16 protein-coding genes and 1 pseudogene are annotated in these 17902 nt (G+C 47.6%); 9 read left to right on the forward strand and 8 right to left on the reverse strand.

Annotated elements, in window-relative coordinates; all coding sequences use genetic code 11:
- The first annotated feature begins 40 nt into the window (after positions 1–40).
- The 3 genes and pseudogenes from HZF10_RS09745 to HZF10_RS18085 all read left to right on the forward strand — a co-directional run.
- Positions 41–1543, forward strand: coding sequence for a malate:quinone oxidoreductase (locus HZF10_RS09745; RefSeq protein WP_176006002.1), 1503 nt, complete (start codon positions 41–43; stop codon positions 1541–1543).
- A complete protein-coding gene (locus HZF10_RS09750; protein WP_176006003.1) occupies positions 1543–2334 on the forward strand; it encodes a Cof-type HAD-IIB family hydrolase in 792 nt (263 codons plus the stop codon). The genes HZF10_RS09745 and HZF10_RS09750 overlap by 1 nt, the downstream gene beginning before the upstream one ends.
- 629 nt (positions 2335–2963) lie before the next feature.
- Positions 2964–3068: pseudogene (locus tag HZF10_RS18085) on the forward strand (transcriptional regulator); the annotation flags it as partial.
- A 117-nt stretch (positions 3069–3185) separates the two neighbouring features.
- Here HZF10_RS18085 and HZF10_RS09755 read toward each other — a convergent pair.
- From HZF10_RS09755 to HZF10_RS09765, 3 genes are all read right to left on the reverse strand, one after another.
- Positions 3186–4094, reverse strand: coding sequence for an alpha/beta fold hydrolase (locus HZF10_RS09755; protein ID WP_176006004.1), 909 nt, complete (start codon positions 4092–4094; stop codon positions 3186–3188).
- Between the two features lie 142 nt (positions 4095–4236).
- The gene (locus tag HZF10_RS09760; protein ID WP_176006005.1) at positions 4237–5115 is read right to left on the reverse strand and encodes an SDR family oxidoreductase; all 879 of its coding nucleotides are present in this window, start codon (positions 5113–5115) and stop codon (positions 4237–4239) included.
- A 62-nt stretch (positions 5116–5177) separates the two neighbouring features.
- Entirely contained in the window at positions 5178–5762 is a 585-nt protein-coding gene (locus tag HZF10_RS09765; protein ID WP_176006006.1) for a TetR/AcrR family transcriptional regulator, read from the reverse strand.
- 155 nt (positions 5763–5917) lie between these two features.
- On the opposite strand from HZF10_RS09765, the gene HZF10_RS09770 reads away from it, so the two are divergent.
- On the forward strand, positions 5918–6364 hold the full coding sequence (locus HZF10_RS09770) for a hypothetical protein (protein ID WP_176006007.1): 447 nt from the start codon (positions 5918–5920) through the stop codon (positions 6362–6364).
- A gap of 138 nt (positions 6365–6502) precedes the next feature.
- Here HZF10_RS09770 and HZF10_RS09775 read toward each other — a convergent pair whose 3' ends face one another.
- Positions 6503–8725: an FUSC family protein gene (locus tag HZF10_RS09775; RefSeq protein WP_176006008.1), complete on the reverse strand. Its 2223-nt coding sequence runs from the start codon at positions 8723–8725 to the stop codon at positions 6503–6505.
- Positions 8726–8985: 260 nt separating this feature from the next.
- Between HZF10_RS09775 and def the strand changes: the two genes are divergently transcribed.
- The 4 genes from def (at position 8986) to HZF10_RS09795 (ending at position 11431) form a co-directional block, all read left to right on the forward strand.
- Positions 8986–9576: a peptide deformylase gene (gene def / locus HZF10_RS09780; protein ID WP_176006009.1), complete on the forward strand. Its 591-nt coding sequence runs from the start codon at positions 8986–8988 to the stop codon at positions 9574–9576.
- Positions 9577–9646: 70 nt separating this feature from the next.
- On the forward strand, positions 9647–10171 hold the full coding sequence (locus HZF10_RS09785) for a DUF5606 family protein (RefSeq protein ID WP_176006010.1): 525 nt from the start codon (positions 9647–9649) through the stop codon (positions 10169–10171).
- A gap of 147 nt (positions 10172–10318) precedes the next feature.
- Positions 10319–11092 (forward strand): nucleoside triphosphate pyrophosphohydrolase, encoded by a 774-nt coding sequence (gene mazG, locus HZF10_RS09790; protein WP_176006011.1) that lies wholly within the window; start codon positions 10319–10321, stop codon positions 11090–11092.
- A gap of 45 nt (positions 11093–11137) precedes the next feature.
- Positions 11138–11431, forward strand: a complete 294-nt coding sequence (locus HZF10_RS09795) for an antibiotic biosynthesis monooxygenase family protein (RefSeq protein ID WP_217703365.1) — start codon at positions 11138–11140, stop codon at positions 11429–11431.
- A 424-nt stretch (positions 11432–11855) separates the two neighbouring features.
- On the opposite strand, the gene HZF10_RS09800 is transcribed toward HZF10_RS09795, so the two are convergent.
- Entirely contained in the window at positions 11856–12539 is a 684-nt protein-coding gene (locus HZF10_RS09800) for a Crp/Fnr family transcriptional regulator (RefSeq protein ID WP_176006012.1), read from the reverse strand.
- Between the two features lie 119 nt (positions 12540–12658).
- On the reverse strand, positions 12659–14941 hold the full coding sequence (locus HZF10_RS09805) for a DUF349 domain-containing protein (protein ID WP_176006013.1): 2283 nt from the start codon (positions 14939–14941) through the stop codon (positions 12659–12661).
- A 163-nt stretch (positions 14942–15104) separates the two neighbouring features.
- Between HZF10_RS09805 and HZF10_RS09810 the strand changes: the two genes are divergently transcribed.
- Complete coding sequence (locus HZF10_RS09810) at positions 15105–15497, forward strand: MliC family protein (RefSeq protein ID WP_176006014.1); 393 nt, start codon at positions 15105–15107, stop codon at positions 15495–15497.
- 40 nt (positions 15498–15537) lie between these two features.
- Here the strand turns inward: HZF10_RS09810 and HZF10_RS09815 are convergent, their stop codons facing one another.
- Together HZF10_RS09815 and HZF10_RS09820 are read right to left on the reverse strand one after the other, a co-directional pair.
- Positions 15538–16293, reverse strand: coding sequence for a shikimate dehydrogenase family protein (locus HZF10_RS09815; protein ID WP_176006015.1), 756 nt, complete (start codon positions 16291–16293; stop codon positions 15538–15540).
- Positions 16294–16356: 63 nt separating this feature from the next.
- Positions 16357–17757, reverse strand: coding sequence for a tetratricopeptide repeat protein (locus tag HZF10_RS09820; protein ID WP_176006016.1), 1401 nt, complete (start codon positions 17755–17757; stop codon positions 16357–16359).
- Between the last annotated feature and the right edge of the window lie 145 nt (positions 17758–17902).

Consider the following 17902-nt stretch of genomic DNA (forward strand, 5'->3'; position numbering starts at 1 on the left):
CTGCGCTTTCAAAGTATCTTTGTGCCGCTAATTTTCTGCCATGCAAAGCGACAACACAACGATTCAGCCGGGCACAGACGTAGTCCTGATCGGCGCCGGTATCATGAGTGCCACTTTGGGCGTCATGCTCAAGGAATTGCAACCCGACATCCGCATCCAGATTTTTGAAAGATTGGACCACGCGGCCGCCGAAAGTTCCGATGCCTGGAACAACGCCGGAACGGGTCATTCTGCTTTTTGCGAACTCAACTACACGCCCGAAGACAAAGAAGGCAACATCGACATCTCCAAAGCGATCAAGATTGCCGAATCTTTCGAGGTTTCGCGCCAGTTCTGGAGCTTTCTGATCGAGAAAGGACTGATCGACCATCCCGAGAATTTCATCCGAAGCATCCCGCATGTGAGTTTTGTTTGGGGTCCGGAAAACGTGTCGTACCTGAAGCGTCGTCATGCCGCATTGCAGGCTAATCCGTTGTTTTCGCAGATGGAATTCAGCGAAGATCACGATGTACAGAAAAACTGGATGCCTTTGGTCATGGAAGGACGCGACGCATGGGAACAAACCGCGGCCACGTTCATGAAAATCGGTACAGACGTGAATTTCGGCGAACTCACGCGCGCCATGTTCCACTATCTTAAAAAACAGGACGGCGTGTCGATTTTCTTCAACCACGAAGTACGTCGTCTGAAACAGAAGAAAAACGGCCAATGGAGAATCACGGTACGCGACCGTTCCAATGGTGAAAAATATATAACGAGAACGCCTTTCGTGTTTATCGGAGCGGGCGGAGGTTCGCTTCCGTTGCTCGAAAAAGCACACATTCCCGAAGGCGACGGTTTCGGCGGATTCCCAGTAAGCGGCCAATGGCTGCGCTGCACGAACGAAGCCGTCATCGAAAAACACTTCGCTAAAGTGTACGGGAAAGCTTCTGTAGGTGCGCCGCCTATGTCGGTCCCTCATATCGATTCGCGTATGATCAACGGTAAAAAGGAACTGCTTTTCGGGCCGTATGCCGGATTTTCGACCAAATTCCTCAAAAACGGTTCGTATCTCGATTTGCCGCTTTCGATAAAGGCCAATAATCTGATTCCGATGCTTTCGGCCGGATTCCACAATTTGCCGCTTACCAAATACCTGATCGACCAGGTACGCCAATCGGACGACGATAGGATGGAAGCTTTGCGCGAATATGTGCCCGATGCAAAATCCGAAGATTGGGTTTTGGAAACTGCCGGACAACGCGTGCAGGTGATCAAGAAAGACTCCGAAGGACGCGGAGTCCTCGAATTCGGTACAGAAGTCGTGACCAAAGCCGACGGTTCTTTAGCCGTATTGCTCGGCGCTTCTCCGGGCGCTTCTACGACGGCTTCGATCATGATCGATTTGCTCAACCGCTGTTATTTCGACAAGGCCAATACCAAGCAATGGCAGGACAAGTTCCGCCAGATGGTGCCTTCGTACGGCAAAAAACTCAACGACAATCCGGAATTGCTGGCCGAAATCCGTAAAAAGACAGCCAAAAGCCTCCAAATCGAAAACTGATGACCAAACTTATCGTGACCGATATGGACGGGACGCTGCTCGACGACCATCGCAACCTGCCCGCCGATATCTGGAAGGTGATCGACCAACTTCACCAAAAGGACATACTGTTTGCCGTGGCCAGCGGACGCCAGTTCCAGACGTTGGCCGATATTTTCGAACCTGTAAAGGACAAGATGTTGTTTATGGCCGAGAATGGGACGATCGTAGTGCATAAATCGGAAGTCATTTCGATAATGGCGCTCGACAAGGCGCTCGTGCATGAGTTCATCGGCATAGCACGCGGACTCGACGACTGTCATATCGTACTGTGCGGTGCGGAAACGGCTTTTGTGGAAAGTACGGACGAGCGGTTTTTGAACAAGACACGCGATTACTTCCACCATATCGAGATCGTCGAAGATCTGATGACGGTCGATGCCGACGTACTCAAATTCACCGTATGCGATTTCAAGAATCCCGAAAACTACAGCTTCAAATTCTTCGAACCGTTTTCAGACCGTTGCAAACCCGCGATCGCAAGCGAGGTCTGGCTCGACGTGATGCCGCTTGAAGCGAACAAAGGTGCGGCTTTGCAGAAAATGCAGCAAAAGTTGGGCATCGAAAATACCGAAACGCTTGTTTTTGGCGATTATATGAACGATTTCGAGATGATGCAGTATTCGGTGAATAGTTATGCCATGGTGAATGCGCATCCGGAGATTCTTGCTATTTCTAAGTTTCGTACTCGACTTGATAATAATCATAATGGGGTTGTGGAGACGCTTAGGGAGTTGGGATTGGTGCAGTGACGTGAAAGCTTCGCTTTTCATTGTCTTAGATAGTATTGGCACGGACTTGTAGTCCGTGTTTTTTTTTCGTCGCCTGCCGGCGGGGCCTTCTTTGTCTCGCAACAAAGAAGCAAAATGCGTTGGGCGCGACCGCTCGGCGACCTGACAGCCGCAAGGTTCGGAAACGAAAAAAACTCGCCGGAACGTATCGGGCTAAAGGGATATCTAATCTTGGCTCAAACAGTTTTTCGCTTTTTCCGAACCTTTGCGGCGTCAGGTGCCCGCCTGCGCGCTCATGGCGCTGAAAGCGGAAAGGTTTTCATTTTTCCGCCGCTGCGCTTTGGAAAAAGGAAGGCCTAGGTAACGGGGAATATTAGGTCGGAGTAGAGACTGAAGCGTGTGGCAATTTTTTTTCTCCTTTAAAATTTGTCACAAAACCTGTGTCAAAGTAAAATCACTCTAAAATTTGACACAAACCGTGAATCATTTCCAAATCGACTACTCTTTGGTACGATACCAATACCTCTCGTTTCCCAAATTGATTATATTTACTCCAACAAACATCTACACCATGGAAACACCTTCAAAACCCCACATCGGACGTAAAATTTCCCGCATACGCGAACAGACAAGCTTCTTTCAGCCCCTCGCATTGTACTTTCAATCCGTTAGATAAGATGGTGGAGCTTTATGAGCGATTGGTGCAGGCCGAGAAAGATAAGGTCGAGTATTTGGAGAAGCTATTGAATAAATGATAAAGGCCGCGTTTAGCGGCTTTTCTTTTGCTTCGCTCGCCCGTTCTGGAGTCGGTAGGGGTAAGCAAGAAAAAACCGGCACTAAGGCCGGCTTCAACTAACAAGCAATCAATCAATTCATTTTGTGTATTTGATGAACTCTGAGGTGAATGTGGCCGAGAGTTCGGGATATTGGTGTTGTGGACCGTGACCCGCTTCGTCGAGTACCAAGAGTTGGGCTTTCTTGGTTTTTTTGACAAGTGGCAGCCAGTTTTCGAAAGGTACACTAGTGTCGTTGTCACCCGAAATGATAAGCAGCGGTACGTTGGTGCCGGCCAATTTTTCGAAACGTCCTTCTTTGTCTTCCTTCATTTTTTCATGCCCTTTGAGGTATTCCATGAAAACAGGCATTTCTGACGGGATTTTGTCAACGACCCCGGGACGTGCGTAAATGCGGTCGTGTGATTCTTTTGCGGCTTTGCGGCTGGCTTCCGAAGCGGGTTCGAAAAACAGGATTTCCTCGTCTTCGAGATTGTTGATCGGTTTAAGGGCGCGTTCCACCCAGAATTGCTGGATCGGCAAATCTACTTTTCCCGGAGGATTCGTACCGATAAGAATACCGTGTGTCACGCGGTCGGGATAATCGATCAAAGTGGTTTGCGTGACATATCCGCCCCAGGACCATCCGCCCATGGCGAATTTCTTGATTTTAAGCGCGTCGGCGAACTTGACCACGTAATTGGCTACAATACTGAAATCGGTAGGAAGCTTTCCCGTAGAATAACCGATTCCGGGATAATCGAAATAAATGACGGTATTTTTCTCGGCCAGTTTATTCAGGAACAACGGATCCCATGTGTCGAGAGTGCCTCTCATGCGGTTTGCAAGGATCAACGGAGTTCCTTTTCCGATTTGACGATACGCAATCTTGGCGTCGTCTATTTGTACGAATTGGTTTTTTGCGTTTTCGGCAGTCTGTGCTTCCGATTCAAAGGTAGTGATCGCCAAAATGATGGCAGCCGTTGTTTTTAAAGCTTTGGTTTTCATGATGTGGATATTTTTAAATGAAACTTTTTGTTCTGGTTCAAGAATCGAACCGCGTGATTTAACAATTGATAATTAAGGTTTTACGTGTGGTTTTTGATGGTTGGAGTCGTGATATTTCGTCTTTTTCCCGAAATGTCGAAGCTCATGCTTTCGATTTTCCGTAGTATTCGGCGATGAATTCCTTTAGATGGCTCGGCTTCCTTCCGAGCAATTTTTCGAGCATCGGATCGGTGTAGGCAAATTCCCCGTTCTTGGTGGCGGCTGCCCATTCGGCGAAGAAATCGAGATATACCTCGGGGATCGGGTCGAAGGCCAGGCGATACGACAGGAACTCCTGTTTGCTGACATCCTTGTGTCGGATTTCTTTTCCGCTTACTTCAGAAATCATCGACGCGATTTCCGCAAACGACCAGGATTCGTTATTGGTCAACGTGTAGGTCTGGTTTTCATGTCCGTTCTGCAAAAGCAGTTTGGCGATGGCTTCACCCAATTCGGAACGCAAGGCGAATGCGATTTTTCCGTTGCCCGAAGGAAAGTAGAATCCGCCCTCAAGGACTTTTTCTCCCGCATAAAGAGGCAATGAATCGCTGTAGATCGTGTTTTCGACAATCGTGTACGCCATGCCCGATTCCTTTATGAGGCTTTCGATCTGTCTGCTGCCTTCCGTAACCCACGGAATGATGTAGTCGACATCCTTTCTTTGCTGGATTCCCGTGAAGAAAATGTGCTTTACGCCAGCTTCGATAGCGGCGTTGATAGCGTTGCTTTCGCGTTCCAACCGTTCGTGCGAGACGGCCGGAGCTGAAACCAAAAGCAGTTTTTTTATGCCGGTGAACGCTTTTACGAGACTTTGGTAGTCGTCATAATCGCCGTATCGCACCGAAACTCCTTTGGCGGCAAGATGCTCGCCCTTTTGTTTGTCGCGTACCAAAACCGCAAGGTCTTGTGCCGATGTGTTTTCAAGCAAAGTGTCGATCACCGCGCTTCCTAATCCTCCTGTTGCTCCTGTAACTAAAATCATGGTAAGTAGTTTTTAAAGGTTATATAATTTGTACTAATCAGTACAAAATAGAATAAAAAAAATCAATTCAATAGTTCTAAATTTTTTGCGACCAATTCCTGCATGAGTGCGTCATTAGGGTACATGCGATCGGTAAGGTTCAATCCGTTCCAAAGGTTGATCAGGTGGCGTCCGAGCAATTCGGCACTTGCGGTGGTCTTTAACTTCCCTGATGCTTTTGCCTCGGCGATCACTTGTGTGAACACGTCTTCGAGTTCCATCAATAACCGGCTGGCCAAGTCGCGTATAACCTCGTCTTTTGCCGACATTTCCGCGAGTACGTTCCCCATGAGGCAGCCTTTCACGATTTGCCCGAATTCCGCTGTAGGGATGCTCATGAAAAAGTCCTTCAGGTATTGGATGCGATCGTCGCTGCCCAAAAGGTCCTTCCGTATCCTGCCCAACAATTGATCGACGTATTGACGCATCGCCTTCTCGTAAAGTTCTCTTTTGCCTCCCTTGAAGAAAAGATAGAAACTGCCTTTTCCGATGCCCATGGCTTTGAGCAGGTCGTCCGCCGATGAGCCGTCGTATCCTTTTTCCCAAAAGACGAGGGCCGCTTTTGCGATTACGTCTTTTTCGTCGAAGGTTTTATTCCTGCCTGCCATCTTCTTTTGATTTGATGAGTCAAAGGTATAAACTGTACTAATTGGTACAAAATATAATTTAGTTTTTAACTTTGTTTTAACTTTTAGTACCTTCGCGCGCTTTGCGGGGACATTCTCCGCAATCATGCAGATTTCAAATGACCAACCAATCACCCATGAAATTTAAATCGTTTGTACTGATTGCGTTTGCAGTCACATTCTCGTCGTGCAATACCTTGAAACCTGTAACTTCCGATTTCAGCTTGATCCGTACGACCACTTCGGTAGACATAAATACCTACGGCAAGGGGAAAATCCTGATATACAACGGCGCAGCTGAGTTGCATACGCACGACAATACCGCAGCGATAAACATCTGGATCAACGACAGGCCTTTAGGTCATTTGAAAGCGTACGAATATCTGGTGCTTAACCTGATGCCCGATACTTACGAGATCAAGGTCAAGCATAAGGACGTCGTGAATTTCGAAAGCACGCACAAAGTGGTGATCGATATGGAAACGAGTGTCATAAACGTACGACCGAGCATGGGTTCGAATAGGATCGACATTACGAATGTGCTGCCCCAGAATTTCTGGGATTATAGCAACGTGTTGCGATAGCTTGCGATTCCATGGCAAAGCCTGGTCAAAGGGCAGCCAAAGGGCAGTCAAAGGGCAGTCAAACTGCATTAATGTGCAAGTTAGGAGCGACGCCTACAAAAGTCTCTGTATAGTAAAGGATAGTATTACCCCTTACAGTCACTTCTCCAAAAGCAGCCTCTTCGTGCTTTTAAGTACATTTTCCGAAAGTCCGGCCAAATTCACGAGCTGCTCGATCACCAACTGGCTTTCTTCCATTTTAAGGCGGAATTCTTCGGATTCGTCGAGATGGCCTTCCTGCAATTCGCGCGTGCGGATGTTCTTGAGTTCGGTAAAACGCAACGCAAGGTCTTCATTCTCGGGCGTGTTCTCATGATCGCCTATATCCTGAAGGTTGAGCAGCATGATCGCCTTGTCCAGGTTCTTGACGACGGTTTCGGCCACAATGTTGAACGCCGTCGACGCTTTAGACGTCTTGTGCGACTGTATGTAAGTTCCCAAAGAAGCCGACGCCGACAACAACGTATGGTTCAGCACCGCGAGTTTGTAAATCTGCGGCAATTGCTTCTGTTTCGATTTCGGTTCCTGTGACATGCGCTGGAAAGACGCCATGAGATTTCCCGTCTCGATAAAGGCGTTCTTGCGCGCGAGTCGGTAAGAGGTCGTCACTTCGCCTTTGTTGTTATAAAAAAGCGAAATCTGGTTGAGGTAATCGCGGTTGGCTTCTATCGATTTCTTGAGGTGAGACGGCACGTTGAGGAACTCCCACGACGGCCACAGGAAGTAATTGGCCACGAACGACAAGGCCGCGCCGATCATCGTATCCAAAATCCGGAGTTCGATGACCTGGTTCACATTGGGCGTAATCATCGCATACAGGAAAACCACGTACATGGTCACGAACGTCACGCCTACTTTGTAATTGGTAGAGGTGAACATGAATCCGAGCAGCATGCTTACGATGGTCAACGTGGCGATCACGGCCGAATTATGTACGAAATGCAAAAAGCCGAACGCGATGATGCCGCCCACGACAGTCCCGAAAATCCGTTGGTACGAGCGGTCTTTGGTCAAACCGTAACCGGGGCGCATGATCACGACTATCGTCAGTAAGATCCAATACACGTTTTCAAGCTGAAAAACGGCCGCGACTAAAAAACCGATAAGCAAAGTGGCCGTCATACGCAGCGAATGCCTGAAAATCATAGACGAAAAGCCTAGGTTTTCACGAAAAGTGCTCCACGGATAATACGTCGGCGCCAAAAACTTCTCAAGGTCTTTGTCTCGGCTTTTGAGCAATTTGGTTTCGATCTTTCCGTCCGAAAAGGCACGTTCGATGAGTTTGATTTTCTCGATCTGCCTTTCGGCATAATGCAACATGTTGGTCAGCATGAAAACGCCTTCGGAAGCCTGCAGTTTCCCCAATTCGTTTTCGTAATTGCGGATCGCGTGTTCAAAACCCGACAAGTCGTCGAGAAGGTTGTGTTTCGATTCGTATTTGCGGTTCTGCGAGATGCTTTTGGTGATTTTCTTGAGTACCGACGCCAGATTGTACGCGAGGTTCTGATACGTCCTGAGCACGTTTTCGTGATGTTCGAATTTCGCGTGCAGTTTGTTGTGGTCGAACGAGGTCGAAAGCGCGAGTTCCATGATCTCGACAAGCGAAATGAACACGAGCAGCATTTTGCGGTTCTGGTTCGAATGACCCGAACTGAAACGCGTCCTGATCACGACTTCGCGTATATTCTCGTGGATCGCGTTGAGTTCTACCTGAAGGTTGAGCTGTTTTTCGATGATTTTCGAACGGTACGCTTCCTTTTCCCACAAATCGCCTCTCAGTTTGAGGTATTTCGAAGTCAGGCGGATGCATTCGGCCAATTGCAGTTCGGTATAACGATGCGGTCGGATGAAGTGGAACGCGAGCGAAACCAGCAAATAGAAAATTCCGCCCAAAAGCATAAGCCCGGCCTGCGCGAACATTTGCGCTCCCGAATTCAAGTGTCCGAAAGCCAAAGCCACGGCGAGCAACCCGGAGAAAGAGACCATGTTGGCGCGATGTCCGTAAACCGAGATCATCGATAGGAAAAACAACAGCAAGGCCGTGATCGGATAAAGCACGAACGGGAACGGATGCAACAGGTTGATCAGCAAAGTCCCGCCTGCGACGATGAATGCCGCTACCAAAACCCCGTTTATCTTGTGTCGCAAATTGCTCGGGATATCGGCCGGATACGTGAGGAAAGCCCCGAGCGCTATGGTGAAACCCGTGTCGAAAATCCCGAGGTTCGAACATACGATCACGGGCAATACCGAAGCTACGGTTACCTTGAGAGCGCTTTCGAAATTCGTCGTATCGGTTAATTGTCGGATTTTTTCTACCATATCGAACAAAGTTAGGCATTGGCCCGTCTTTTTTAAAACGGATTTTTAACAATTGTGAAGGATTTAGATGTTGGTCTTTCGGATAGGCCGCATCCGCGCGTTGTGATAAAGAAAAAACGAAGCCCAAACAATTGTGTGTCAATTGGTAAAAGCATCCTCTGATTAAAAAAATCCCAATTCTTCGGGCATTGGATTCCTATCTGTGATTTTTGCGTATTTTTGCCAACGTTTCCGCCCAAAACCGCGGTAACGACAACGAAATGATTTTACCAATTGTAGGCTACGGCGATCCGGTACTGCGCAAGAAAGGGCAGGAGATTTCGGAATCGTATCCCGAACTGAAACAGCTTGTCGCCGACATGTACGAAACGATGTACAACGCCTATGGCGTCGGTTTGGCCGCGCCTCAGGTTGGGTTGCCGATCCGTTTGTTCGTGATCGATACGGCTCCGTTCGGCGAAGATGAAGATCTTCCGGCACAGGAACAGGAAATGTTGAAAAATTTCAAGCGCACGTTCATCAACGCCAAGATGCTCAAGGAAGAAGGCGAGGAGTGGGGTTTCAACGAAGGTTGCCTCAGTATTCCCGAAGTTCGCGAAGACGTATACAGGAACGAACAGATTACGATCGAATACCAGGACGAGGATTTCAATACCAAAACCGAGGTGTTCGACGGACTGATTGCGCGTGTCATCCAACACGAGTACGACCACATCGAAGGGATTTTGTTCACCGACAAGATTTCTCCGCTCAAAAAACAACTGGTAAAGGGCAAACTCCAGAAAATTATGGACGGCAAAGTGCGTCCCGATTACCGCATGAAGTTTGCCGGACCTAAAAAAGGAAGATAAAACATAAACTAATATTTAATTACGAAGGCGGTCGTCCTTTGACTTGCGGCTTTCGATTTTTGACTTTACTATGAACGTAGACAAAATTTTGGCGATTTCGGGAAAACCGGGACTTTACGAACTCAAATTACAAACGCGCACGGGTTTTGTTGCCGAGTCTTTGATTGATGGCAAGAAAATCACGGTAGGTCTTCGCAGCAACGTGAGCCTGCTTTCAGAAATATCGATGTATACCGAAAGCGGTGAAAAACCACTCGTAGAGGTGATGCGTGCGATTGCCGTCAAGGAAAATGAAGGGGTAGCTCCGTCTTCAAAAGAAGACAACGCGACTTTGTTGGCTTATTTCGGTGCGGTGGTTCCAGATTACGACCAGGATCGCGTTTACGTGTCAGACATCAAGAAAGTATTGAACTGGTACAACATCCTTCAGGCGAAGGGCATGGTTTCTAAAGAAGAGCCGAAAGCAGAGAAGGCAGTAGCGGAAGAAGCAGCGGCAGAAAAGCCGGCAAAAAAAGCCAAAGCAGAAAAAGCCGAAGCTACTGAAGAAAAGCCAAAGGCCGCCAAAAAGCCAAAAGCGAAAAAGAGCGAGGAATAGTTCGTATCTTTTGATAACTCATGATCCCGAGGTTCGATATGGACTTCGGGATTTTTTATTTTTGAGTGCCTGAGTGCCTGAGTGCCTGAGTGCCTGAGTGCCTGAGTGCCAAGTCTATTATCTATCCGTCTATCATCTATTATCTAAATGAACACCCGTCAACAACAACTCACCGCCTTTAACCGCCTTCTCGACATCATGGACGAACTGCGCGCCCAATGTCCGTGGGACAAAAAACAAACGCTTCAATCCTTGCGCCATCTTACCATAGAGGAAACGTATGAACTCGGCGACGCGATCCTAGATAATGACTTACAGGAAGTCAAAAAAGAACTCGGCGATTTGTTGCTGCACATCGTGTTTTACGCCAAAATCGGCAGCGAGACCGACGATTTCGATATTGCCGATGTGGCCAACGACATTTGCGAAAAACTCATCCATCGCCATCCGCATATTTACGGGGACGTGAAAGTGCAGGACGAAGAAGAAGTCAAGCAGAATTGGGAAAAACTCAAACTCAAGGAAGGCAAGAAATCGGTTTTGGAAGGCGTGCCCAAATCACTTCCGGCCATGGTCAAGGCTTCGCGAATCCAGGACAAGGCCAAAGGCGTCGGTTTCGATTGGGAAGAGCCGCACCAGGTTTGGGATAAAGTACAGGAGGAACTCGACGAATTCCAGCAAGAGATCAAATCGGGCGACCAAGACAAGATCGAATCCGAATTCGGCGACGTCATGTTCTCGATGATCAATTACGCACGATTCTTGAACATCAACCCCGAAGACGCGCTCGAGCGCACGAACAAGAAATTCATCAAACGCTTCCAATACCTCGAATCCAAAGCATCCGAAATCGGCAAACCGCTAAGCGATATGACACTCGCCGAAATGGACGTGTTCTGGAACGAGGCCAAGAAACTGTAAACCGCCCCAATTCATAATTCATAATTTCTAATTCATAATTTAGAATTGTACGCCGTCATCTTCACCTCAATCCGAACCAACCAAAATGACGGTTACTCCGACATGGCCGATCGCATGGTCGAACTCGCCAAACAACAACCCGGTTTTATAGACGTCGAATCGGCGCGCAACGAGATCGGGATCACGGTTTCCTATTGGGAAAGCCTCGACGCGATCAAAGCCTGGAAACAAAACACCGAACATCTTTTCGCACAAAGAAAAGGACGCGATGTTTGGTACGAATCTTATAAAGTGCGTATTGCCAAAGTAGAACGCGAATATTCGTTCGGCAAATTGTAATACGTCATCCGTTTTCTTAATGCATGGTAAACGATACCGTAAAGTTCTGATGCTTTCTTAATGTTGCGTTTTCCATTTGCTAATCCAACCGTAAAAATTCCGTAACCGTCTTAGGCTTTTTGCAGAAGTAACTTGCAACCGAAACCGACTTAAGACGACATGGAAAAATACGGTTGTTGTGCTGTTTCGGTTTTGAGGTTGTTTCCCACGCTACTTTCACAGCTCGGTAGCTAAAAAAACAAAAATCGTGAACCTCGATGTTTCCAACTTCCTACGGAAATTTACATCATAAAGACTACGGATGGCTTTGCTCAGAAGTTCATCATTGAGTAGATGTTAGTTTTTTATTTTTAGTTAAGGCCGGCTTGAGAGAGTCGGCTTTTTCTATTCGGAAGTGCTCAAGTGAGAAGTGCTAGAGAAGAAATCAATCGCCCGAAAGTCTTTCAAGCGCTTTCCTGTCGAGGATCGTGATGCGTTTGCCGTCGAGCGCGATCAAACGGGTTTTATTGAGTTCAGACAACAATCGGATACAACTTTCGGTGGCCGTCCCGATAATGCTTGCGATTTCCTCTCGCGACAGTTGAAGTTTAAGGCTGCCATCTGCCAAGTTTCCGAATGTATCGCTCAAATAGAGTAGCGTATGCGCCAAACGTTCTTTGACCGTCTTCTGCGCCATGTTTACCATCAGATCGTCGGCGTCTTTCAAATCGCCGCAAATGGTGCGCATCATGCTCATCGTGAACTTTGGGTTTTGGCTGAAGAACTGCAGGATTTCGCCTTTCGGGATAAAACACACCTGCATGTCTTCTATGGCGACGGCGCTTAAATTGGCCGGTTCTTCGGTAATCATCGAACGCTGGCCGAGCAATTCGCCTTTGTGCACGAGTTTCACGATCTGGTCTTTGCCGTTCGAACTGAGCTTGGTGAGTTTGCAAACGCCATCCTTGACGCAATACACGCCGTTCACGTTGTCGCCTTCCGAAAAAATGATGTCTCCTTTGCGGATGCTGCGCGAGGTCTTGCATTCGGCCATATGCAGCAATTCGTCCTTGGTCAAGGTCTTCAGGGAACTGAATTCACGGACGATACACTGTTCGCACTTGCTCATCTCGGAGTTGTTTGGTAACGCAAATTTAATCCAATTATCCGTCGCTGCTTTTCCGTATAAATGAAAACTTCACATCTTCATATCATTCCAAAAAAAATCCCGCCGAAGCGGGACGTTTCCTATTCCTGTTGCATGTTGCGCAACTGTTTTAGTTTTTGCTTGAACATATCGAGTTCTTCTTTGTGGCGTTCGATGTTCTTGCGTACTTCGGCCACCATCGGATTGTCTTTTTTTGCGTTGGCGAAGAACTGGATGTTGTTCTCGAGCTGGAAAATCTCGCTTTGCACTTCGTCTATCTTGCGCATCAGGAAGATTTTCTCGTTGTCGAGCTTTCTCGTATCCTCGTTTCCGGCAAGGGCTTCGACGCGGTTGGTAAAGCGCATCATTTCTCCTTCTTTCTTGCTCAGGCTCAATTTTTCGAACAGCGCATCGAGGATTTTGTTGAATTTTCCTTCGATATGGCGTTTGTTGAACGGCACTTTCCCGAACGACTTCCATTTTTCGATATGGCCTTTGATGGCCGCCAAATCAGTTCTGTGGTCGCCTGTCATCTCGAAAGTACGCAATTCGTCGATATAGTTTTTCTTGTTCTCGAACGCTTCGGCTTCCTCACCGCTCATTTCGGAACGCGATTCCTTGAGACGCTCGAAATAGCGGTTGCAGGCTTCCTTGAAGTCTTTCCAGATTTTATCCGAATATTTCCTCGGCACGTGACCGATCGTTTTCCACTCTTCCTGGATTTGCTTCATGACCGGAGTCGTGGCCGCGAAATCGTCGCTTTCCTGCAAAGCCTTGGCTTTCTCGACCAAAGCGGTCTTCTTGTTGAGGTTGTCCTGCTGGTCTTTTTTGATGTCTTTGTAGAACGAGTTCTTTTGGGCGTTGAAATTGCGAACGGCCGTTTTGAACGCGCTCCAGATTTCTTCGTTGACTTCGGCCGGAACTTTGCCCGTCGCAAAGAACTCATTGCGCAACGCCTCGATTTTCTCTATTTGTCCCTGCCATTGGTTGTGAGCCGTTACCGGTTCTGCCGTTACAGCGTCGATACGCGCAATGATGTCTTTTTTCTTGTCGAGGTTTTCGGTCTCTTTCCCACGTTGCGCTTCGTATAAAGCCTCGCGTTTGTCGTGCATTTGACGCGTGAGCTCGCTGAAACGGTTCCAGATGCTTTCGCGGAATTCACGCGAGACAGGCCCGATTTCTTCTTTCCACAAACGGTGTAAATCCTGAAGCTCGCGGAACGCTTTGGTCACATCGGCTTCGTTGACGAGTTCTTCGGCACGTGCGATGATCTTTTGTTTGCGATCGAGATTGTGTTTGAAATCCTGGTCGCGCGCATCACGGTCAAGGTGAAGGTAATCGTAGAAATTCTCGACGTGGAAATGGTAATTGTTCCAGACGTGGTTGTATTTGTCTTTCGGGATCGGCCCCGCATTTTTCCAACGTTCGCGAAGTTCGTTGAAATGCTTGAGCGTATCCTTTATGTTTTCCTGCGGATTGATGAGGTTCTTGAGTTCCTCTACGATCTCGAGGCGGTTTTTCAAATTGCCTTCAAGATTCGATTGTACGCTCTTGAAATGGGAGTTCTTTTTATCGCGGTATTGGTTGAAAAGCTTATCGAATCGCTGCTTGAGCGGGAAATGGTATTCGAATTCCTCGGTAGTGTCGGGATTTTCGGCATGCCATTCGTCTTTTTTCTCGTCTATGAAATGATTGTATTTCGAAAGGAAAGCCGTGCGCAGGTGTTCTACGTGATCGCGCACCGACATCACTTTGTCTACCGCGACCAATTTTTCGAGTTCGGCCACGAGCTGTTCCATCGAAAGCGTGTCGTAGTCGAGCATTTCTATATCGTGCCTGTCGGCTATGGTCGCATCTTCGCTTTCCTCGGCATTCGCATTGGCGATCGCGGCAACGGCTGCAATCGGATCCTCTTGCCCAAGAATATCAGAATTGTCTTCGGTCACCAAACGGTCATCGGCCACTTCTTCATCCGATAGGGAAACCACATTCGGTTCTTCCTGCGGTTGTTCCGATTCGGCTACGATGGCTTCGGCTATACTGGCCGTGTTTTCCTGTTCTACGGGAACGGCGGCTTCGACTTTCGGTTCCGAAGCAGGTTTGTCGCCTACCGGAATTTCGACCTCGTCCGGTTCCGGAGTTTCTTCGGTTACCGGTTTTTCCGATTCGGCAACTAGCGCTTCGCCTATGCCTTGCGGTTCGGTCGCGTCTTCGGCAATTACTTCTGCAGCCTCATTTTCGGGTGTAGCATCGTTATCGGCGGCAGCTTGTTGTGCGTCGGTATCGGCAATGGCATCTACATCCGCGTTAAGTGGTTCGTTATTCGTTTGGTTTTCAGGTTGTCCGTCTGCGTGAAGCAGGTTATCATTCTTCTCTTCTGACATGCGTTATGCGATTAATTAGCGCCCTAAGGTAATAAAGAGAGTTTAAAGTACAAAACAAAAAACAGCGGCAATCGCCCAATTATAAAGGCATTGCAGATTTGTCTACCTGGTTTTGAATGCCTATCTTTAAGTAAATCGACTACAACAACTAAATCGCGACAACATGAAAAAACAATTTTTATTACCTATGGTCATGCTCATGGCCTTGATGTCCTGTCAAAAGCAGAACTCGCGCGAAGCGACCGAAGTGAACGAAGAAGCCGTAGTGAACGAAGCCGTAACGCCCGATAAGGCTACCGATTCTATTGCAGTAACGGGTTTGGGATGCGACAACGGCTACCAAATGAACATCTCGTGGCCCGACGGTCCGCAATCGGAAACGATAAAGGTAGAGATGGTTCGTCAAGGGAATTCCGAAATTGTCGAAATGACGCACGCTATGTCGGCCGACGGAGCGAAATACGAAGCAACCGACGGTCGTTACATCTGGAACAAAGGTCACGACTGGATGTACGGGAAAGGCGATCAGACGATTTGCGGCTGTACCGAAAAATAAATCCGAAACTTACAAAATCACAATCCTTTGGGGCTGTTTTTTATTTATTCCAGATACTCCAGGCTTTCTCGGCCTGGAAAACCAGCATCTCATAACCGTTTTTGGTCACGGCTCCATATTTTGCGGCCCTTTTCATGAATTCAGTTTCCGACGGATTGTAAACCAGGTCGAAAGCGATATGCTTGTCGGTAAAATATTCATAAGGCAAAGGCGGACAATCCGAAATGTTCGGGTGCGTGCCCAAAGGCGTGCAATTCACGACGATCTGGTAATTGTCGAAAGTCGTGGCGTTGATGCGGTCGTAGTCGATCATGCCGGGTTTGTCTTCGCGAGAGACGAACGTGTAGAAAATCCCTAATTTGTTGAGTGCGAACGCGACGGCCTTCGATGCGCCTCCTGTTCCCAAAATCAACGCCCGGAAATGATGCGGCTGCAAAAGCGGTTCGAGCGCCTTCTTAAATCCGTAAACGTCGGTGTTGAAACCTTTGGTATTCCCTTTTTTGGTGATCCGGATCGTATTGACAGCTCCTACTTTCTGGGCTTTGAGCGAAACCTTGTCCAAATGCGCCATCACGGTTTCCTTATACGGAATCGTCACGTTCAGGCCCGCGAGATGAGGCGTCTGGAGTACGTTCGCTATCTCGGAAATATCGGCTAAGTCGAAGTTTTCGTAACTGTAGTCGTCCAATCCCAAACCTTGGAATTTTTCGGTGAAATATCCTTTAGAGAAAGAGTACGATATGTTGCGTCCCACAAGCCCGAAGACTTTTTTTTGGTGTTCGATGTCGAGTTCCATGCGGCTAAAATAAAAAAACCGGCTTTTTTGAACCGGTTCTTAAGGAAAATATAATAGGAATTTTTAGTGTTCGCTTTTGTACTTGTCGATCATGTTGCGAACGATCTTGCGTTCCCAAGCCACAGGAAACAAATCCTTGAGCAGCTTGTGGTTGTTGAAATTGAGACGCAAGGCGTTGCTCAGGTGGAATTTTCCTTTGGCGTCTTCGCGCAGCATAAAGTAAATTCCGGCAAGGCGGTATTCGATTTCGTACTCTTCGGGGAAATATTCGGCGGCCTGCAACAGCGTTTGTATCGCGTTGTCGAATTCGCCCAAAAACTGAAGGATATCTACCCAAAACAACCACGTGTCGAGTTGGTAATCGCCCAATTCTACGGCTTTTCTGTATCCGAGCTCGGCTTCCTCAAAGAAATTCATCTCTTTGTTGATCACCGCATATCGCTTCCAGTACAAACGGTTCGAATTGTCGATGTTGAGCGCTTTGTTCACATAGAACAACGCTTTCTGGAAATTCTTTTCGCGTACATAGAAATCGGTAATCGCGATCCAGCCTTTATCCAAAAGCGGGTCTTCGTGGACCGTCTTGTTGTAATACTTGAGCGCAAGCGGTTTCTTTCCGAGTTTCTCGTAACATTTTCCGATGCGCAACAAAGCGTACGAAGTCGGGTCGTCGATCTCTATCGTACGGTTATAGCTTTCGATCGCTTCGTCGTATCGTTTGAGTCTTTCGAGCGCTTTTCCTTTTTCCATGAACGCACCAAGGAATTCCTCGTCGATCAACGTGGCGTAGTCAAAAGCACGTAAGGCTTGTTCGTATTGTTTCAATCCGTAGTGCAGGCGACCCATTTGGTGCCATGCGATTTCGGAATACGGATTTTTGTCGATATACTTCTCGAGATAGTCGATCGCTTCCTGGTTCTGATCCAAAAATTCGAAACAGTACACCACATTGTACAATGCGGCCTGATCTTCGGGATCTTCCTCAAGACATTTGATGAAATTCTCTTTCGCGAGCTCCAGGTTGTCCATGAACAGGTATTCCATGCCCATGAGGTTGTATACGTCGGCAAAATCCTCTGTATACCTCAAGGCGATGCGCAACTGTTCTACCGCTTCCTCGTGCTTGTCGCGTTTGGAAAGGATGTTGGCTTTCTGGATGTAGATTTCTTCGTTGTGAGGCTCGAGCGCAAAAAGTTCGTTGAGGAGCTTTTCGGCCTGATCGAGCTTGTCATCGTAAATCAGCATCTCGACGTGCACCAATTTAAGACCGGTAGATCTTGGGTGTTGTTCGAGCGCCAATTTCAGGGCTTTTTTTGCCAATGTGGCTTTACCCGTATCAAGGTAATGGAGAATGATGTCTTCAAATTCCTCAGAGTCGAAAAAGAGGATTTTGTTGGTTTTCAACATCGATTCGAATTTAGATAAGGATAAGCTGTATTCTTCGTCTTCGTTGCTGAGATGCATACTTGAAATGTTTAGAATTATCCTGTGACTAAAATTAGCTAACACGCCTTCTTTTAGCCTTTGCAGCGGACAATTGTTGTGAACAATTTAATTAACAAATGTTTCACAGTACTTTTCGGATAGTCATGATTTTAGGGTAATTCCC

The organism is Flavobacterium agri (assembly GCF_013401995.1).
GTDB lineage: Bacteria > Bacteroidota > Bacteroidia > Flavobacteriales > Flavobacteriaceae > Flavobacterium > Flavobacterium agri.